This window comes from Campylobacter sp. JMF_15 NE4 (assembly GCF_027737645.1).
Lineage (GTDB): Bacteria > Campylobacterota > Campylobacteria > Campylobacterales > Campylobacteraceae > Campylobacter_B.
The window spans coordinates 116,294-135,819 of sequence record NZ_JAOVTY010000002.1; the positions used below are offsets into that span (position 1 = coordinate 116,294).

Annotated in this window: 15 protein-coding genes and 2 pseudogenes; all 17 read right to left on the reverse strand. The window is 39.2% G+C overall.

Translation table 11 applies throughout. The annotated features are described in order from the left end of the window. Nucleotides 1-15 precede the first annotated feature (15 nt). Entirely contained in the window at nucleotides 16-2,937 is a 2,922-nt protein-coding gene (locus OFN98_RS04885) for a RecB-like helicase (RefSeq protein WP_270874251.1), read from the reverse strand. Then, nucleotides 2,930-5,320, reverse strand: coding sequence for a PD-(D/E)XK nuclease family protein (locus tag OFN98_RS04890; RefSeq protein WP_270874252.1), 2,391 nt, complete (start codon nucleotides 5,318-5,320; stop codon nucleotides 2,930-2,932). Before OFN98_RS04890 ends, OFN98_RS04885 begins: the two co-directional genes overlap by 8 nt. After that, nucleotides 5,301-5,837: a 4-hydroxy-3-methylbut-2-en-1-yl diphosphate synthase gene (locus OFN98_RS04895; RefSeq protein WP_270874253.1), complete on the reverse strand. Its 537-nt coding sequence runs from the start codon at nucleotides 5,835-5,837 to the stop codon at nucleotides 5,301-5,303. The genes OFN98_RS04890 and OFN98_RS04895 overlap by 20 nt, the downstream gene beginning before the upstream one ends. Beyond that, on the reverse strand, nucleotides 5,824-6,423 hold the full coding sequence (locus OFN98_RS04900; RefSeq protein WP_270874254.1) for a TPM domain-containing protein: 600 nt from the start codon (nucleotides 6,421-6,423) through the stop codon (nucleotides 5,824-5,826). The genes OFN98_RS04895 and OFN98_RS04900 overlap by 14 nt, the downstream gene beginning before the upstream one ends. A 103-nt stretch (nucleotides 6,424-6,526) precedes the next feature. Then, a complete protein-coding gene (locus OFN98_RS04905) occupies nucleotides 6,527-6,748 on the reverse strand; it encodes a DUF4006 family protein (RefSeq protein WP_270862192.1) in 222 nt (73 codons plus the stop codon). 10 nt (nucleotides 6,749-6,758) lie between these two features. Further along, nucleotides 6,759-7,610, reverse strand: coding sequence for a c-type cytochrome (locus OFN98_RS04910; RefSeq protein WP_270874255.1), 852 nt, complete (start codon nucleotides 7,608-7,610; stop codon nucleotides 6,759-6,761). A 1-nt stretch (nucleotide 7,611) separates the two neighbouring features. Beyond that, nucleotides 7,612-7,830 (reverse strand): cytochrome c oxidase, cbb3-type, CcoQ subunit, encoded by a 219-nt coding sequence (locus OFN98_RS04915; protein ID WP_270868539.1) that lies wholly within the window; start codon nucleotides 7,828-7,830, stop codon nucleotides 7,612-7,614. A gap of 10 nt (nucleotides 7,831-7,840) precedes the next feature. Further along, nucleotides 7,841-8,533 (reverse strand): cytochrome-c oxidase, cbb3-type subunit II, encoded by a 693-nt coding sequence (ccoO, locus tag OFN98_RS04920; protein ID WP_270858402.1) that lies wholly within the window; start codon nucleotides 8,531-8,533, stop codon nucleotides 7,841-7,843. Nucleotides 8,534-8,543: 10 nt separating this feature from the next. Beyond that, nucleotides 8,544-9,995 carry a cytochrome-c oxidase, cbb3-type subunit I gene (gene ccoN / locus OFN98_RS04925; RefSeq protein WP_442868045.1) on the reverse strand — a complete coding sequence of 484 codons (1,452 nt, stop codon included), beginning with the start codon at nucleotides 9,993-9,995 and terminating at the stop codon, nucleotides 8,544-8,546. Between the two features lie 182 nt (nucleotides 9,996-10,177). Further along, a pseudogene (locus OFN98_RS08015) lies at nucleotides 10,178-10,426 on the reverse strand (helix-turn-helix domain-containing protein); the annotation flags it as partial. A 90-nt stretch (nucleotides 10,427-10,516) separates the two neighbouring features. Next, a pseudogene (locus OFN98_RS08020) lies at nucleotides 10,517-10,864 on the reverse strand (response regulator transcription factor); the annotation flags it as partial. Between the two features lie 65 nt (nucleotides 10,865-10,929). Beyond that, nucleotides 10,930-11,592, reverse strand: coding sequence for a sulfite exporter TauE/SafE family protein (locus tag OFN98_RS04935; RefSeq protein WP_270874257.1), 663 nt, complete (start codon nucleotides 11,590-11,592; stop codon nucleotides 10,930-10,932). Beyond that, entirely contained in the window at nucleotides 11,589-12,707 is a 1,119-nt protein-coding gene (gene carA / locus OFN98_RS04940) for a glutamine-hydrolyzing carbamoyl-phosphate synthase small subunit (RefSeq protein ID WP_270874258.1), read from the reverse strand. Before carA ends, OFN98_RS04935 begins: the two co-directional genes overlap by 4 nt. Next, nucleotides 12,704-13,255, reverse strand: a complete 552-nt coding sequence (locus OFN98_RS04945) for a DUF507 family protein (protein WP_270858407.1) — start codon at nucleotides 13,253-13,255, stop codon at nucleotides 12,704-12,706. The genes carA and OFN98_RS04945 overlap by 4 nt, the downstream gene beginning before the upstream one ends. A gap of 12 nt (nucleotides 13,256-13,267) precedes the next feature. Beyond that, nucleotides 13,268-14,518: an adenylosuccinate synthase gene (locus tag OFN98_RS04950; RefSeq protein ID WP_270862198.1), complete on the reverse strand. Its 1,251-nt coding sequence runs from the start codon at nucleotides 14,516-14,518 to the stop codon at nucleotides 13,268-13,270. A gap of 2 nt (nucleotides 14,519-14,520) precedes the next feature. Continuing rightward, on the reverse strand, nucleotides 14,521-15,378 hold the full coding sequence (locus OFN98_RS04955) for an ATP phosphoribosyltransferase regulatory subunit (RefSeq protein WP_270862199.1): 858 nt from the start codon (nucleotides 15,376-15,378) through the stop codon (nucleotides 14,521-14,523). Continuing rightward, nucleotides 15,375-19,484 (reverse strand): sensor domain-containing diguanylate cyclase, encoded by a 4,110-nt coding sequence (locus OFN98_RS04960; RefSeq protein ID WP_270874259.1) that lies wholly within the window; start codon nucleotides 19,482-19,484, stop codon nucleotides 15,375-15,377. Before OFN98_RS04960 ends, OFN98_RS04955 begins: the two co-directional genes overlap by 4 nt. Nucleotides 19,485-19,526 lie beyond the last annotated feature (42 nt).

The following is a 19,526-nucleotide window of genomic DNA, read 5'->3' on the forward strand; positions in this document are numbered from 1 at the left end:
TTTTGGGAGTTAAATTTATTCTTTTACCTCTTCGATTTTTACAGAATTTTCTAAAACCACGATAAATGTGCGAACACTCAAATTTGGATTTTTGCTTGATAGAATTAAATCTTTTTTGTATGATTTAATCTGTTTTTTGTTTTTTTCTAAAAAATATGGAGAGCTTTTGTAGTCAAAAAGCAAAACCTCATCATCTCTAACGCACATCAAATCCACCCTAGAAACTCCGCCATTTTCCCGTTTTATCGAAATTTCTTTGTAAATTTCGCACCCTGATATGTATGATAAAAACTCCTCATTAGCGCACAAGCTTGCAACCTTTTGCCTAATCTCATCAAAATCGCTCGAATCCAAATATTTCGCATAGCGATTTTTTGCCAAATTTAGCGCACTCTCCAAGCTAGAAATCTCAAAATCATCAAGCATTTCAAGCGTGTAGTGCAACGCCTCGCCCTTATAAACCTTGCTAAATTCCGCCACAACAGCCCTATCGCTGGCTCTTTCATACTCTGTGATATTTTGTTTCGCGACTGGTTGTAGATTTATCTTTTTTGGTTTTTGCACTAGCGCTGGCGTAACGCTACTTGGTATGATGTAGCCATACTCAAAATCCTCGATAACTAAAAATTTCTTATCCACTTTATTTGAAGTATAAGGCGTAAAATAGCTAGGGTTGTTTCCGTTTAAAACACCGCCTTTTTTTACGATTATCAGCGATTTTTCGGCTCTTGTAAAGCCCACATATAGCTTGTTGAAAACCTCGGCTCGTTCCAAATTTTCGCTATCTTTTTTAAATTTTGCATACTCTGCATCGTAAATTTCTCTATTTGTCATGCGGTATTTTATGCGCCACTGCCCGTCGTAACCTAGCATAAATTTATCCCTATCGCCGCCTCCTTTGCTAAGCAAATCGCACAAAATCACATGCGCAAATTCTAGCCCCTTTGACTTATGCACGGTCATAATCTTGACCCCGCTAAGCTCCTTGGCATAGGCGTCGCTGTTATCATCTGCGAAAAGATACTGCGCGAAGCTATCATACTTTTGCAAAATTTCAAAAAATATGAGCAAATTTTCATCACCAAAATTTAGCCCCAAATTTTCAGCGATTGTCTTAGCTACGCTCACAGGCTCATCACTTAGCGAAACTGGGCTAAATTCTGGCTTGTCGCTTAAATTTAAAAGCGATTTTATATTAAAAGCATGAATTTCATCTTTGCTAATTAGATACTTCGCATACTCGCTAATCGCCTTAACTTGGGGCGTAGCGATTAGTTTTTTCGTAGCGCCGGTCGATGATGGAATATTTTTTAGCGACAAAAGCTCTTGTATCTTTGCTACATCTTTATTCATCCAGCACAAAATCGCTATGTCACTAGGGCTTACGCCATGCTCTTTAATCAAGCGTATAGCCTCGCTTACAGCGCCCTCGCAAACATCTTCGTATGTCTTAGCGCAAATATAGCCAAAATCGTCGTCATCTGGCGTGAAAAACGATAAATTTTTATTTTCTTTTGGGAATTTTAAAATTTTATCCAAAACCTCTGCGCTAAATTTGCTCTCATTAAATTTATTTGCTTCTTGCGGTTTGTAATCGTATTTTTCGCCCGTTTCTTCATTTGCCACCAAATCCCCAAAAATCGCATTTACAAATCGAACCAAAAGCTTTAAACTGCGATAATTTTTTGGCATAGTTTCCAAAACTATTTGATTATGCCTATCTTTGAGCGAATCGAAAAGCTCCTTTTTTGCCCCGCGAAATTTATAGATACTTTGCTTTTTATCGCCCACATAAAAAAGGCTTCCTAGCCCACTTTGACCGAGCCCCGCGACGATTTCATCGATCAAAGGAAGCATGATTTCATACTGCAAAACGCTGGTGTCTTGAAACTCATCGATTAAAAGGTGCTTGATTTTCGAATCGAGCCTGAAATAGAGCAAATCATTGTGCTCTCCAATCTCGCCAGTTTTGCAAAACAGCTCATGCACGCCCACGCTAACATCAGAAAATGTCATCTTAGCGCTTTTTTTGCTAAGTTCTTTTTTGTTTTGTGAGTAGAAATTTAGAAATTTTGCCAAAGATGAAATTTGATAATTTTCAAATTTTATCGCATATTCAAGCATTGCACGCTTTAAATTTGCAAATTCATCATCTAAATCAGGCGAAAAAGCCTTAGCAAAAGTTCTGTAATCTAAACTTGGTCTATCAAACCACGACCTGCCACTTAATTCGCCAATATTGTTAGTTTGCACCATAGAATTTAGTTGTTTATCGCTCGCTTTATTGCGCACTAAAATTCCGTGCATACGGGCTAAAATTTCATTGATTTCATCTAAATTCGGGGCTTTGCTTTGGCTAATATCTGCGCTTATTCCATTTTTCCACAGCTCGCTAATGCCCTCAAAAAACGCTTGTTTGTTTAAATTTGCATCGTTTATGTATTCATACATTTTGCCCGATAATTCATCGTTTTTGAAAGCTTCTTTGATAAAGGCGTCATTTTGGGCTTTTAGTATATTATCGTCGTTTTGAAAATTTGGATTAATCCCCGCATTTAGGGCAAACGCGCGCAGTATTTTGCCAAAAAACGCATCAAAGGTCGAAATATTTAAAGCACAATCCATAAATTTCGCCAAATGCTCATCTCTAAGGCGCAAAATTTCCTCTTTTTCCTTGCTCAAAAGCACGCAAAGCGCGTCAAGCTCAGCCTCTTTTTGTGGCGTGTGAAGCAGCGAAAATGTATCGATTATACGCACCTTCATCTCAGCGGCCGCTTTTTTAGTAAAGGTCAAGGCCAAAATTTCATTTATATTCTCGCCCAAAAGCACGAGCCCTACGAATCTAACCGCCAAAGAAAATGTCTTTCCGCTACCTGCGCTAGCTTCAAGCGCTAGATATCTTGCGTCCTTGCCTTCATTTGTTTTCATCTTAATCATTGATTTCGCCTTTACAGATTATTTTATGCGCGCAATATTTGCACACACCGCTTTTGCTCGCGCGCTCAAAGCTGATTTCGCTTTCGCAAAGCGCTCTGATTTCTTCAAATTTTTCAGATAAAATTTCAAATGCACTTTTTCCGGCATCATCTTTTTCGTTTTCATCGAAAGCGAATTTTTTATCCCTTAGTGAGAGATACGCAGCCTCCATTTCATCATCACCCAAAAGGGCTTTGTAGAATTTTAGCTGCATTGATTTGGCATTGTAATCACCTCTTTTGTAATCAATGATAAATCTATCGCCACTTTCGTTTGTGTCTATGCGATCGATTTTTCCGCTAATTGTGGCAAATTCGTTAAATTTAATGCCGTCAAAATTCGCCTCACTTTGCGCAAAATTCCACTTTTGCTCATGTTCGGCTATGGTTTTAGCCAAAAATTTAACCCTGCATAAATCATAATAAATGCTGTAAAAATCGGCATTTTTTTTCATAGCCTTTTTAAGGTAAATTTCCTCAAATTTTGCATAGTCAAATTTAGGGTATTTAGCGTAATACTCCTCAAATGCCTCATGCAAGATATTTCCCATCATAGCGTTATCCTCGCCAAATTTCAGCCCCTCTTTGATATTTAAAATATATGAGTAATAATACTTTCTTTTGCATGTGCTAAATGTATCAAATCTAGCGTGCGAAACAGGCTCGGCAAAAAAATCATGCTTCATATTTGGCGTAAAATCGCTAAATTCTGGCTTTTCATAGATTTTGCCATTAAAAATGCGCAAATAATCTTGCATGCTAAACTCGTCCATATCTTCTTGTGTGTTAAAATTTTTCAAAAACCTAGATGGCGATTTTTCCGCCATGTCGTGGTAGCAAATCGCTACTTTTTTCGCGCCAAAAATCAAACAAGAGTAATAAAACCTCTGCAAATCCTCCCTGTCTTTGTGGCTAATTAGCCCAGCCTTGGCCCGAAGAGTGCTGTTTAAAAACATCTCGCCCTCGCTTCGCTTTGGCACAAAATCATCATTGAAATCAGGGATTATCACAGCCTCAAAGTTTGCGCCACGACTCTCCAAAAGCCCCATTACGGTAACCTTTCCGCCGTTAATATCATCGAGTTTGACATTTTTTAGCTCGCCAAGGAAAAGATCAATCAAATTTGATAGCGTAAGGTTTTCGCCAAATTTTTCGTTTAGAATTTTGATTAAAAATTTTGGCGATTTTAGCTTGTTTGCTAGGGCATCGTTTTTGGTTTTGACTGCGCGCAAAAGCTCATTTATACAAGCATCAAAAACCTCAAATTCTACGCTTTTGTTGAAATTTTCTCTAAATTTATCAAAAATTTCTTCACTAATCCTGGCCTCTTTAAAAAACAAATCATACTCATTTGGCAAATCCCGCGGCGTATCTTTGCCTAAATTTAGATATTGTGGGTTGAAATTTGGTCTTATGTTTTCTTTAATACACTCTGAAATTTTAGCCAAACTCACGCCAAATAGGCTATCTCTGACACTTTCGCCCATAGCGAAATTCAGCATTGGAGCGTTTTTGTTAATTTTTTCGTCCAAAGCTTTAAGGGTTTTAGCAAATTTCTCATCGGGCAAGATTACTGCGATTTTTTCCGGATTAATTCCAAGACTAATAAATTTTGAAATTTTCTCAAAAATATAGCAAGCCTGCAAAGCCCTAAGCTCAAATCCTTTTAGCACGATTTCGCTATTTTGCGGGATTGGCGCGGTGTAAGGCTCTAAAATTTTATTCTCGCTTAAATTTAGCTTGTAGCTAAATCCACTCTCAAAGCTAAGCCCGCAAAGCTCGCCAATACTACGGAGCGTTTTTTGATTAAATTTACTTGCCTTAAAATTTAGATAAATTTGCGTAACCTGCGAAGCTCGCTTTAAAATTTCAAACTCAAATTTACTCGGATTTCCGTCGATATCAATCTCAATGCTATCAAATCTTTTGAGATAATTTTCGTTTAATTCATAAATTTGCGGAAGCGTGATTTCATCGTAGCTTTTAGCGTTTTGCAAAAAATTTTGGTAATTTTGCAAAAGCTCTTTTAAGATTTCGAAATGTTCGCTGTATTGCGCGTAAGTATCGCTAAAATCGAGAGTTTGCAGGCTTACCTTTTCGCTAGCAAGCTCTTTGAAAAATTTAAACAGATAATCTTTGTGTTGCATAAATTCGAAAAATTCGCTTGGGAAGCGGAGTTTTTCGTTTGCATTTTTGGTATTTTTGACGGCCTCTTGCATAAAAAGTGTGCGCTCGATCTGCCCGCACTCATCAAAGCCATTTACAAAAACCGCCTTTTTGTAAAATTCGCTTAAACTTTCGGCGAAAACTATTCCGCCCTCTGCCCTATTTACGGCCTCCTTCAAGGATCTGTAAGTCGTAAATACCCGAAGCTGTTTTGGTTGCGTTGAATTCAAATTTGTAAAATCCTGTGTCTATGGAATCTGAAATTTTCGCCATTACCTGCCACCTGCCAAGCTTTTCGATACTAAAATTTTCGCTTCGTAACGCACCGTCTAAAAACTGCGTATTAAGCCTTTTATCAAAAGTCGTGCTATCTGGTCTAGTAAGTAAAATTTCGGCTGAGATTTTATCAAATTTGGCATTATTTTTCGCTTTTATCGGCAAATTTAGGCTAAATTTTTCTGTATTTTGCGGATTTGAAATTTCAAAATTTACCTCATATTTTTTTTCGAAATTTTGCTGTTTTAGCTGAATTTCGTTGTAATTCTCATCGACTTTTTGGTATTTATCGAAGTAAAAATTATCGCTATGCACCGGATAATCTAGCGAGAAAATTATCGTCGCTACGCACGCTGCGATGATTGCTACTATGCTAAATGCGATACCATAGGGCCACAGAGTTTTTTTATTTTGCGCCATTTTTTCTGCCTTTTTTGTATAGATATGAGCCCAGCGCGAAAATCAGCGTCGCGTAAAAAATATAGCGCAAGAAATTTATGAAATTGTTGTTTGTATTGCCGATAGAATTCTCCAACCCGACACCCTTTGAAGCGGCGATTTGGTCGCAAATCTCGGCATATCCGTTTAAAAGCGCAGCGTTATAAACGCCGATTTTTTGGGTTTGGTTTAGATCTTTTTTTTGCGAAGCGATGATTGGGATTATGCGTCCATTACTTCCCACGCTTAAAATTTGCTCTCTATCAAAAAGCGCCAACGCCTCAGGCGAGCCGTAAATTTCGACCTTATGCTCGGCCTCAGCAAACACTAAAAGCGCATAAGGCGAGCCTAAATTTGAGGCGAAATTTAGGGCATAATTTTCTAAACTTGCGCCACCAAGGCTTTGCGTAGCTAGGACATAGACGCCTACGCCAGTTTTATCCTGCGTCTCAGCGCCTAGAATTTCGATTTTTTCTGCAAGCATAGGCGTGATAATCTCGCCTGTGTTTAAAACAAATTTTGCCTGCGCTAAAATGCACAGGCAAAAAATCGCAAAAATTGCTCTCATTAACCGATAAATAGGATATTTCTAGTCAAAACAGAGGCAGCAGTTGCCACAGCCAAAGCGATACAACCAAGTAAAATCAATTTTTCAATCAATGCATCACTCATCACTTATCCTTTATCACAAATACTTTTTTTTGCGTATCGACTGAGCTTTTTTCGCTTACAGAGCTAATGTCTTTTAGCTCATAAGGCTTATCCATGACGGCTTGCTGTGTCTTAATGCCAAGGCAGGTAAGGCATGCAAGAATTGATAGCAAAAGCGCAGTTGCGATTAGCATTCCAGTTACGCCATTTAGCGCAAAAACCGATCTTTTTACATTTTCCATAATCGCCCCTTTATTTGATAGAGTTGATATACTCGCCAACGGCGCGTTTTTGCACATCGTTTAAACGCCCGTCATCAAAGGCTGGCATTGTGCCGATGAAGCCCTTTTTGCCACGATTTAGCACATCGACGCTAAATTCAGCCGAGCCGTATTTGCTAAGATCTGGCGCTGAGCCGTCCATACCTTTGCCGTCATCACCATGGCAAGCAGCGCAAGTAGGCCATAGCTCTCTACCTTTTTCAACCAAATTTTCATTTTTTGTAGCTTTTAGGCTAGAAATTTCTTTCGCCATAAATGCAGCTACTGCTTTTGCGTCATCAGGGCTAACCATACCTGCTGGCATTTCACCAAGTGGATAATTTAGGCCTTTTGAGCCTTTGTTGATAGCGTCAATTATGCCAGCTTCTTTGCCCCATTTAGTAAGGTCAGCAGACTCGCCGTCGATTCCATCTCCGTCAAGTCCATGACATTGTGAGCATTGCACCAAATACACCGACTCGCCCATAGCTTTTAGCGTAGTGCTATCAGCGTTTGCATAGGTTTTTTCAAATTTAGCGTTGTGTGCCTTTACCTCATCGTTATACTCGCCGATTTGTGAGTAAGAATTTAGCGGATAAGCGATGAAAAAATACACTAACGCATAGACAAACATCAAAACAAAACATATAGCCCAGCCTTTTGGCAAGCCATTTTTTAGCTCGGCAATTCCGTCAAAATCTTCGCCAGTTGTCTCGGTAGTTTCGTTTAAGCTTTTACTTTGACCAGCATATTTTTTAACGATAAAAGCCGTAACTGCGACAAGTATAAACGACGCTATCAGCGCCGCAACATTAACATTATCGCTTAAATTTAGCCATTTCATATCATTTTCCTTTTTCTTCTTTCGTAGGTGTGCGAGACTCTATGATTTCACTGCCAAGCTCATCATCAAGTGCCAAATTTGCATACTTTTCGTAGTTTCTGCGCCCTGTTTTTTCAGAGTGTTTCAAATGAAACCAGTATCCATAAACTCCAATGCAAGCTAGCACTACAAAGGCGATAAAGCCATAAGCTTGTAGCTGCCTTATGAAATCAATGCTCATCACAAACCCCCTATTTTAAGCTATTTAAATATGCTATTAACGCAACGATTTCGCGTATTTCGCCGTTTTTAAATGCCGCTTTGACATCTTCGTCGCGCATATCATTTACGATTGCCTCAGCCTCTGCCATCATTTCAGCTTTATAGCTTTCGAAATTTGACATAGCGTCCTTACTAGGATCAGCTTCAAGCTTTGGTGCGCCAGCTGTATCATAAGGGACATTGAAGGCTTTTTTAATCGTCAAAGCCTCAGCATAGGCTGTTTGCATATCTGCGTTTTTCTTAAACATAGATTTGTATGCAGGCATGATTGATTTGCCGACTAAGACTTTTGGATCTTTCATGTGAGTTTCATGCCAGCCTGTGGTTCTGTTGCGTCCGACCCTAGCAAGATCTGGACCAGTTCTTTTCGAACCCCATAAAAATGGTCTATCATAAGCAAATTCGCCACTTTTTGAATAATCACCATATCTGTCAGTTTCGGATTTAAACGGACGGATAAGTTGTGAGTGGCAGGCATTACAGCTCTCTTGGATATAGACATGGCGACCAGCGAGTTGCAAAACAGTATATGGTTGTTTGCCCTCAATCGGACGAGCACTATTAGCAAAATCTGGCAAAATCGTAACGATACCAGCATAAGCGATGACTACAAAAACACCAACCGCAAAAAAGAACGGATTTTTTTCTAACCAACTAAACATCTTTCTCTCCTTACGCAGCCATAGGTGAAGCGCTTCTAGGCTCTTGGTCTAAGCTTCTGCCTGCGCGAATAGACATCAAGATATTATATACAAACATACACAAACCTATGAAGTATAATAAACCACCAATCGCTCTAATCCAATAATAAGGAACTAGCGCGCTAACTGTATCTATAAATGAGTATAGCAAGTTGCCATAATCATCAGTCGCTCTCCACATCATACCTTGTGTGATACCAGCAATCCACATTGAGCTGAAAAATAGCACAACGCCTGTTGTTTGGATCCAAAACTGAGCTGTCATCAAAGATTTTGAATAAAGCTCTTTTTTAAACATTCTAGGCACCATGTGATACATAGCAGCGATTGTCATAAATCCAACCCAGCCAAGTGTGCCGTCATGGACATGTCCTGGGATCCAATCTGTAAAGTGCGCTAGGGCATTTACCGATTTGACAGAAAGGATTGGACCTTCCAAAGTAGAGAATAGATAGAAAGTAGAAGCCAAAATCATAAATTTGATTAGCGGGCTCTCTCTTAGTTGATTCCACTCGCCTCTCATTGTAAGGAGCATATTAATACCTGTTCCCCAAGATGGCAAAATCAAAACGACAGAGAAAACCGAACCCATTGTCTGAACCCAATCAGGAACTGGTCCATGGATAAGGTGGTGACCGCCAGCCCATAGGTAGATAAACATCAATCCCCAAAATGAGAACAAAGATAGTTTATATGAGAAAATCGGCTGACCGCTCTCTTTTGGCAAGAAATAATAAATTTCAGCGATAATCGCTACGGTAAATACGAACGCAACGGCATTGTGACCGAACCACCATTGAACCATAGCGTCGTTTGTGCCAGCATACATTGATACAGAGTGTATCCAGCTACCCATACCAGTAAGCAATCTAGTTGGGATCTCCATGTTGTTAAACAAATATAGCATAGCAACGCCAAGGAAGGTAGCGATATAATACCAAACAGAGATATAAAGCGTTTTTTCGCGTCTGATACCGATTAGACCAAAAATGCTAATTCCCCACAAAACCCACACGACAACAACCAAAATATCGATAGGCCACTCTAACTCAGAATACTCTTTTGATGTTGTTACACCAGCCAAAAGTGAAACCACAGCGAGTAAGATGATTAGGATATAAATCACAAAGTGCAATTTACCCACGCACATCAAAAATTTTGATTCGCTCATCGATGCTTTTAAAACTCTCTGTCCTACATAATACCATGTAGCCCAAATTCCAGATAGCATAAAACCATAAATGACACCATTTGTGTGTAATGGTCTAAGTCTGCCAAATGTACCATACTCTCCAAGCAAGTAGTTAAGATCTGGATATGCTAGCTGAAATGCTATAAGCGTGCCTATAAGCATACCGATGATACCAAATGCAAGAGTAGAATACAAAAACAATTTCGCCACTGTATAATCGTAGCTTAGCATCTTGCCACTGCGTAATGCCTGTTCAGGATTCATAAAACCCTCCTTTAAAATTTGGTTAAAAGTCGAGAAACTTTATGGAGGATTATAAGAGTTAATAAGTTTTAAAAAGCTTAAATTTGACTTTTTATTAACTTTTTGTTTGCAAAAGTTTTAAACTTGTGACATTTTTATCAACGAAAATTTTACTCTTTTTTAGATTCGATTTTATAGCCCAAACTTGGGATATTTTTGATAACATCTGCGCCGATTTTATCTCGAATTCGTTTGATAAAAGTTCTGATTGCCACATCTGAGACTGAGTTGTCGTTCGCCCAGACATATCGTTTAATCTCTTCGTGCAAGACCAAAGTATCGATTCGCGAGACCAAAAGCGAAATAAAGGCTAGCTCTTTTTTCGTAAGCGAAATTTCCTCTTCGCCGTGAGTTAAGACCCTTTTTAGCGGATCAAAACTATATCCACCTGAAATTTCTACCACGCCGCTGACGCTAAGTTTTGCGCTCATTAGGCTTTTTATCGCTTCTTTAAATTCTTCCATATCAACTGGTTTTATGAAGTATTTGGCTACGCCAGCCTCGATTGCGCCTAGAAGCTGAGCCTTCTCGCTAAATCCGCTAAGCACGACAACTGGGGTATCTGGGGAGATTTGTTTGATTTGGCGTGTCATTTCAAGCCCGTCTTCGATAGGCATCAAAATATCTGTAACGACCAAATTTGGATTGTATTTTTTAAATTTTTTAAGTCCCTCTACGCCGTCTTTGGCCTCATAGACATTTTTAAAAATTCCTTCAAATGTATTTCTTAGAGAGTTTCTCATCTTACTCTCATCTTCGACCAACAATATGCTTAAATTTTTTAAAATATCACTCATAAAACGCCCCTTAAAATGTAATTCGTCATTTTTTCAAAATTTAACTTACATAAGACTTAAAAAATTTATCTTGTGAGAATAAATCCGCAATAAGCCCAATAAATTCCAAAAATAATTATGATAAATGAAGAAATATAAAGCATAGCGCGCGAGAATTTTGCGCTGATGAAATTCGCCACGCCACCAAAAGCTAATAGCGCAGGCAAGGTTGTCAGCCCAAAAACCGCCATTACAAGCGCGCCTTGGAGGGCATCGTGGCTCATTATCGCCATGGCTAGGTAGGTATATACTAACCCGCACGGCAAAAGTCCGTTTAAAAACCCAAGCAGACAAAACCCCAAAATATCCTCCCTACCAAGGGCGAATTTCATAGGTTTGGCTAAAAAAAGATTATAAATTTTTTGATTTTCGATAAATTTTAAAAGTGCGCCCCGTTTTAGTAGGGCAATCCCAAAAATAATTAGCAAAATTCCCACGCAAAACTGCATAAAACCAGCTGTTTTATCGCTAAAAACTATGACCGAGCCAAACGCCCCGCCAAGCGCACCAAGCATGATATAAGCGCAAATTCTACAAATTTGATAAACAAGCGAGAAAAAAAACGCCCTAGCAGGGCTAAGGCTAGCTAGTTTTGCATTATAAGCTATCACAAAGCCCCCGCACATGCCAATGCAGTGCGTCAAGCTCAGCATTAGCGTGGCGGGTATGATAGCAAAAAAACTAATCATAAAATTTCTAAAAATTCTTTGAAAATGTATTTGCTTTCGTTTGGTCCAGCGCTCGCTTCTGGGTGGTGCTGAACCGAAAAAACAGGGTAGTTTTTATATCTCACACCCTCGATTGTGCCGTCAAATAGATTTCTGTGCGTAATATCGCAAATCTCAGCTATGGATTCTGGCACATTGTAGTTGTGGTTTTGCGCTGTGATTTCGATAGATTTACTATGGAGATTTTGCACAGGGTGATTTGCGCCGTGTTGGCCAAATTTGAGTTTGTATGTCTCATAACCCATAGCGTTTGAAAGAAGCTGATGACCAAGGCAAATGCCAAAAATCGGAATTCTAGCCTCGATTATCTCTTTGATTTGCGCGATTTCGTCTTTTAGCATTTTTGGCTCGCCAGGGCCGTTTGATAAAAATACGCCGTGAATTTCGCCAGAGTTAAATTTATCAATCAGCGTTTTTGCCTTAGTATTATACGGGAAAACCTCCACGCTAAGGCCCAAATCGCAAAGCTCATTTAGGATATTTCGCTTCACACCATAATCCATTACAGCGATTTTTTTGCCATTTTTTTTCGGCGTGCTATAAGCGCCCTTGACTGCGTCCCAATGACCTTTTTCGTGGATATATGGGGTTTTGGTGCTTACAATGCTGACATAATTGACCTCTTCAATCCTAGCTGAGTCTTGAAGAGCTTTTTTCAAGGTTTCCTTGTCGCTGATTTCAGTCGAGACAAAAACCCGCAAATTTCCCTCATCGCGGAGCATTTTTGTAAGATACCTCGTATCTATATCATACACGCCAAATTTGCCGTTTTTGATGAAATACTCTTCCAAATTTTGCTCGGATCTGAAATTTGAGGGAGTGTTGTTAAACTCGCGGATAAAAATTCCACTAGCGTGGATTTTGCCACTCTCCTCATCGTCGCCGTTCGTGCCTACAATGCCGATTTCTGGCATAGTGAATACTATAAACTGCCCAGCATAGCTAGGATCTGAGATGATTTCTTCATATCCTGTAATAGAGGTGTTAAATACAAGCTCGCCAAAGGCACTTCCACCCTTGCCAAACGCCTTTGCCTCCAAAAACACGCCGTTTTCTAAATAAACATACGCTTTCACAGCATACCTCTTTTTTTAAGCTCTTTTTCGTAAGTTTGCGCAAACACAAGCTCGTATTCCTCGGTGCCTGGGATTAGCTTTTTGCCATGTCCTTGCATGAGTTCATAGACATCTTCTTCGATTTTTTTGTAAATTTTCAAATACCCCTCGATTGAGTTGTAAATGATAGTTTTGATGCGGTTTTCGCTCACTTGGTAATCAACTAAATTTTTCTTCCAAATCGTCTCTAAAATTTCATGCGAGATATTTGAGTATCTATCCTCGAAAATCAGCTCGAAATTCTCTTGTGCGGCAAGTTTGCGCTTGATGAGCCAAAACATATCTTTTTTATTTACATTCATTTCGTCAAATTCATCAATTCTCTCGTCCATTAGCTCATTTGCGCGCTCGTCTATGGCTTTTTCTTTTTGCAAATCAGTTTTGATGATTTCTGAGGCTACCTTGGCTATGGGCTCGACGCCAGAGCTAAGTGTAACCATGCCAGAATTTAATATATCTATCGCAATTTTTTGCGCTATGTATGGAACATGTGCTAGTTGTATTCGCATTATCCGCCTTTCTTATAATATAATTGTATCTGTTCGCTCAGGGCTAGTAGAGATAAATCCTACCTTTGTGCCTGTTAGTTCCTCGATTTTTCTAATATAATTTTGCGCATTTTGTGGCAAATCTTCGAATTTTTTGATTCCTTTTACGCTATCCCAGCCCGGCATTTCCTCATATACAGGCTCTACCACGCCAAGCTCGATTGGGAAATAATCAATCACTTCGCCATTTATCTTGTATGCTTTGCAAATTTTAATACTCTCAAATCCGTCTAAAACATCGAGTTTCATAAGGGCAAATTTATCAATTCCGTTGATTCTAGATGTGTATTTCGCTGCTACGCCGTCAAACCACCCACATCTGCGTCTTCTACCTGTCGTAGTGCCAAACTCATGTCCGATTTCACAAAGCCTATCGCCATACTCATCTTTGGCCTCTGTTGGGAAAGCGCCATTTCCTACGCGCGTAGTATAGGCTTTAACGATTCCAATGACCTCGCCAACATCTTTTGGCGCTAAGCCAAGACCCGTGCAAGCCCCAGCTGCGATAGTCGAAGAACTAGTTACATACGGATATGTGCCGTGATCGATATCTAGCAAGCTTCCTTGCGCCCCTTCAACTAGGACTTTTTTGTCATAATCAAGCGCCTTCCAAATCATATTAGTTGTGTTTGCGATATATGGTTCTAGCACAGATTTGTAGCGTTTGATTTCCTCGTAAATTTCCATTTTATCAGGAATTTTGATATTTAAGCTCTCAAAAAGTTGCGCCCTGCTCGCAAAATCCCTAACCAAAGCCTCAGTTAATTTCTCTGGCTCTAAAAGCTCGATTATGCGGTGTCCTGTGCGTGAAATTTTATCCGCATACGCAGGTCCGATACCCTTGCCTGTGGTGCCAATAGCCTTATCGCCTTTTAATTTTTCCTTAGCTTGGTCGATTAGCGAGTGATACTCTAAATTTAAAAACGCCTTTTCGCTGATAAAAAATCTACCCTTCAAATCCCCAAATTGCGCCATTTCAGTGATTAAAACATCAGGGTTAATGACCACGCCATTTCCGATGATATTTATGATATTTTTGTGCAAAACACCGCTTGGGACTAGGTGAAGTGCGTATTTTTCGCCATTTACGATGATTGTATGACCAGCGTTGTGTCCGCCGCAACTTCTGCATACAAAATCGTAATTAGCACTAATCATATCTACGATTTTACCTTTTCCCTCATCGCCCCATTGAGCGCCTACGATTACATCAACCTTACTCATGTTTAATCCTTTATCATTAATTTTTCTATCAATGCATCAACCAAAAGTGCAAAACCACTCGACTTCAATCCGTCAATCTCATAATTTCCGCCATTGCAAAGCACGCTATTTTCGTCTAAAAATCTAAAAAATAACGCCTTGTAATAGCGCATTTTTGAATAATACAAAAGCGAAACTCTGATATTTTTATACTCTACGCCTAAATTTAAAATTTCATCTAAACAAGGCTTGATCTCCTCTGGCACGATTTTTCGCAAATTCTCCACATCACCCAAATTTGTCGCGCGCGCTGTTTTGCCTAGCCAGTCGCAGTTTTGAGCCAAAATCGTCTCGATCTCGCCCTTTTCAAAAACACTAATTGGCAAATTTAGTATTTCGCAAATTCGCTTTGGAATTTCGATATTGCTTAGTTGCAAAACAGGCTCTAAGCTAAATTCTCTAAAAATTTGTATTGCGATTTTTATCGCCAAGGCTAGGTTGCTCTCGTCGATTAACTCTGCGCCGATTTGGTAAAATTCCTCGCTAGGGTATTTAAATGTAGGCTGGATATAAAAAAGTCTTTTTAGGCTTTCATCTTTTAGTCTTCGGCGCACGATTCGCACGACATCGACCGTGCTATCGGCACGAAGTGCGATTTCGTGGTTGCTAGGATCGGAAAATTTCAAAAGCTTTGCCCCAGCCACGCTTAAATGCTGATGATACGAAAAATACGGCGTGAGAATTTCGCTAAATCCGTGATTTTCTAAAATTTTGCTAGCTTTATTTTCGAGTTCTCTTTTTAGTTTTGCACTTGTGCCAAAATATAGGCGCGAACCATTTGGTATTTCGTGATCAAAGTCCGCACTGACGCTATTTATCATGATTCCTCCAAATTTAGTATAAACTTATCTACTCGCGCTTTGTATTTTGTAATGAAGCTTTGTAAATCTTCAAATTCAAGCGCAAGAATATCCAAAATTTGCTTATTAATTTCTGTATTTAGCATAAATTTATGGCTTGTGGATTTTTCGATTCTGGTTTTAATCTCTTTGATTTCTTCTTGGAAAACCTCAAAGCGAAGATCGGTGATATCGCCGTGTTCTGCGTTTTCTAAAAATTCAAGCGCGATATTTTTGTAATCCAGAGCAATCAAAAAGTTTTCAAACTCATCTTTTGTGATTGGCTTAGCGCCCTTGGCCTCTTTTAGCTTGGCGATGATAGCGGTGATTTCCTTCCTATCGACGGCTTTTCCGAGGAAATTTCCTTGCATAAAATTAAATTTGAAATTTTTAAGCAAACGGCGTGAGAGCGCATTTTCGATACCCTGCGCGCCTAGTTTTTCAAATTTCAATTCGCCGCGCAAGTATTTCACCAAATCTAGCAGATTTTTTATACCTTCGCGCTTTTTAGCGACATCTAGGCAGAGCCTCATATCGATTTTAATGATATCAAAAGGCATACCTTTTAGGTATTTTGAATTTTGGTGATTTGCATTATTTAGAGCAAATTTAATGCCAAAATCAGCGTATCTTTGTCTAATGAGTTTAAAATCAGCCGCGGTTCTGTCGTTAAAATCGGTGATTTCAAACATAAATAGCTCAGTCTTTGGCGCGTATTTTTCTATCGCGCGCGAAGCGAAATGGTAAAATTCATCGCTTTTTAGCACTTCTAGGCTTATATTTATCGAGCAGAGAGAATTTGTCTCTTTGTTAAATTTCAACATTTGCGTAAATGAAAATTTAGAGATTAAAATTTCGAGTTTCGGCTCTCTGATATCAAATAAAAAGTCGCTAGGCAACAAAACGCCCAAATTTTCGCGTCGCCATCTTAGCAAAAGTTCGTAGCCGTAAATTTTGTCTTTATCGTCAATGATAGGCTGATAAAGCATGAAAAATTCGTTGTTTTCGATAGATTTTTTCAGCCTTTCTTCGCTGATTTGCAAATCGTCAAAATTCTCTTTATCAAAGATACAATATCTATTTTTTCCGCTCGTTTTAGCGCGGTACATCGCCCGATCTGCCCTGCTTAAAAGCTCGTTGAAATCGATTTCTTCGCTTCCGTCGTAAAACGCCGCACCCACGCTCACGCTCGCGCTTACCTCGTTGCCATCGAGATTAAATTTTTTATTCGCAATTCCTAAAAGTCGCTCTAATAGCGCGTGCGCTGCTTTTTCGTCTTTCAAATCCCCGATAATCGCGCCAAATTCATCTCCGCCAAGTCTGGCTAAAATATCGCCCTTGCGAAGTAGGTTATTCATAGTCTTGCTGACCTCTTGCAAAAACAAATCCCCCACATCGTGGCCGAAATTATCATTAATCGCCTTAAATCCGTCAAAATCTATAAATAGCACAGCCGCAAGCTTGTTTTGTTCCTTTGCCGCGCTTAGATACTCGCCCGCTGCGTTCATAATGTAGATTCTATTTGGCAAGCCTGTGAGCGCGTCGTGGTGAGCGATTTTGACAAGCTCGCTCTCTTTTTTCTTAATCTCAGAAATTTCGTTAAACATTAAAATATAGTTGCTTACCACGCCAAATTCATCTTTTATCGCGATAGCCGAAAACAGCGCAGGGAAATCATCGCCGTTTTTCTTGACGCAGTAAATTTCATCTGTATAGCTTAGGCTCTCTTTGTCTAATTTTTCCTTGATTTCGCCCATTATACCGCCGTCGTGATCTACTCTGAAATACTCTGGCACCTCGCCCACGACATCGGTTTCGCTAAATTGCATAATCGTATAAAATGCCCTATTTGCGCGGATAATCCTACCGATATCATCTGTGATGACAATCGCTTCTAACGACCTTAAAAATACATTTGAATTTAGATTTAGCTCAGCTTCAATGTCTTTTTTAGCAGTGATATCCTCGATAGTAGCGACGATTTCTTCGGCACCGCCACTTCTTTTTTCTTTTTTGCTAGCATATCCTTGCAGGCTAATCCACGCGTATTTTAGCTCGTCGTTATCGCTTAGTTCGTCGTTTAGCTTGATTCTGATTTCGCATGAAATCTCATCGCTTATGCCTAGCTTGCATTTGTTGAGTTCGTCGTTAAATTTCTTCAAATCCACATAGTAAATTTTCGCTACGAAATCGCCTATACTCATCTCTGTATCGACGCTGGCTTCCTTACTACCTAAAATCTCCATATACTCTTTGCTAAGCATGATTTTTTTGGCTAGCAAATCAATCGTGCATGGGCTATACGATCTGGTTTTTAAAAGCTCTTCGTTGCTTTTCATATCTGATTTGAGTTTGTTGATTTCCATGAGCTTATCGTGTATGTTGGTAAAATACATAACGGCTTTGCGCTCTTTTTTATACAGACAAATCGTAATCTCATAAAACGCCCTAATCGAATTTCTATGCAAAATCGGATAAACCCGCTTAGTAACTTCATTATTTTGCCTAGTATCGCTCATAAGGTTTCTTAGCTCGTTTTGCAAAGAATCGGCGTCGCTTTTTTGAAATAGGCTCCAAAAATATGTTTTGCCCTCTAAAATTTGAGTATTTTCATATCCCCAAATTTCACGCGAACTAGCGCTGACATCAATTATTTCGCCACCTTTGATGACTACGGTTACGATTGGGGCGTCATTTAGATATTTATACTTCTCTTTGGTATCGGTGTAAAATTTGCGGTATTTTGAAGCGTCTAACAAGACATAAAGCACCAAAATATCCTCGCCATTGCGCACAAAGGTCTTTTTGATATACATATCCTTTTTGCCGTTTGGGGTATCGTGCGTGTGGATAACATAATTTTCTTTGGTGTAAAGTGAAATTTGGCTTTGGCGGGCGTTTTCATACAGCGAAGTCGCTTCTAGCGTAAAGATATTTTTGCCCACGATATCATCGCCGTAAAGCTCCTTGGCTCTAAGGCTAGCGTTGTTTATCATACCATTTGTGTTTTCGACGCTAAAAATCATTAGCGAGCTTTTTTTCAGCGCGTCGATAAATGTGAAATCCACCTTGCTAGCCCTACCCGAATACTGCACACTTTCATCGAGTTTTTGCGCTATTTCTAAAATTTGATCTAGCGCGCCCATGGTTTCGATTTTAGTCGCTGTGGATTTATACACGCCACCTGAAACCGAGCTGTGAAGCAGGTGCAAAGGATCGAAAATTCGGCGTTTTAAAAATTTGTAATTTGTCAAAGTGATTAGCAAATACAAAAACAAAAACCCAAGCGCTAGCAAAACCAAAAGGTTTTTTAGGCTTAGATATTCTTTTAAATTTTTGCTTATCATTATGAAATTGTTAGAATCGTCAAATTTCTCAAAATAGACAAATTTGCGCTCGCCAAGGCTTTTTAAAATTTTGAGTTTTTTCTCGCCTTCAAAATCAAATCTATTTGTATAAAGCACGAAAATATCGTTTGTGATATTAAAAATTTCGCCATCTTTGTTAAAAATCAAAATTTCGCCAAGGCCGGTAAATTTGTCATTTAGCGAGGTTGTGTTTGCAAAGGCTATCAAAAATGTATTTTCCTCGACCCTTTGGATCAAAAAATATCTATTTGCGCCATTAATCTGCATGAAGCGCGATATATAGCGGTTGTCTTTGATTTTTGAGATAAAATTATCAAGCCTGAGTTCGCCCAAATTTGACATAGCCGAATCATTAAAATACGAAGCTATAACCTCGTCTTGATTACCCACAGCCCTGACATAAAAAATCGCGTCGAAATTTTGCTTTTGTAAGGCTGTATGCTCGATGAGACGGAAATACAAGGTTCTTCTTGCATACTCGTTTTCGGTTTTTAAACCTTGATAGGTTTTGAGGTTTTCAGATAAAATTTGAAGTTCGCTAAAAAGCTCGGCGTTGCGGTCTTTCACAGCGTTTTTTGCTACGCTTAATTTAGTAGAAAGCTCGGCTTGGATATTTGAGCCCACAAAGCCAAAAATGCAAAAAACAAGCGCGAAAATAGCCAAAATTCCAAGAATCAAAGCTATAAAAAATCGTTTGGTTATTACTCTTTTATCTTCCATTTTTATGCCAAAAATTTAAATTTTTCGCGCCATTTTAGCAAA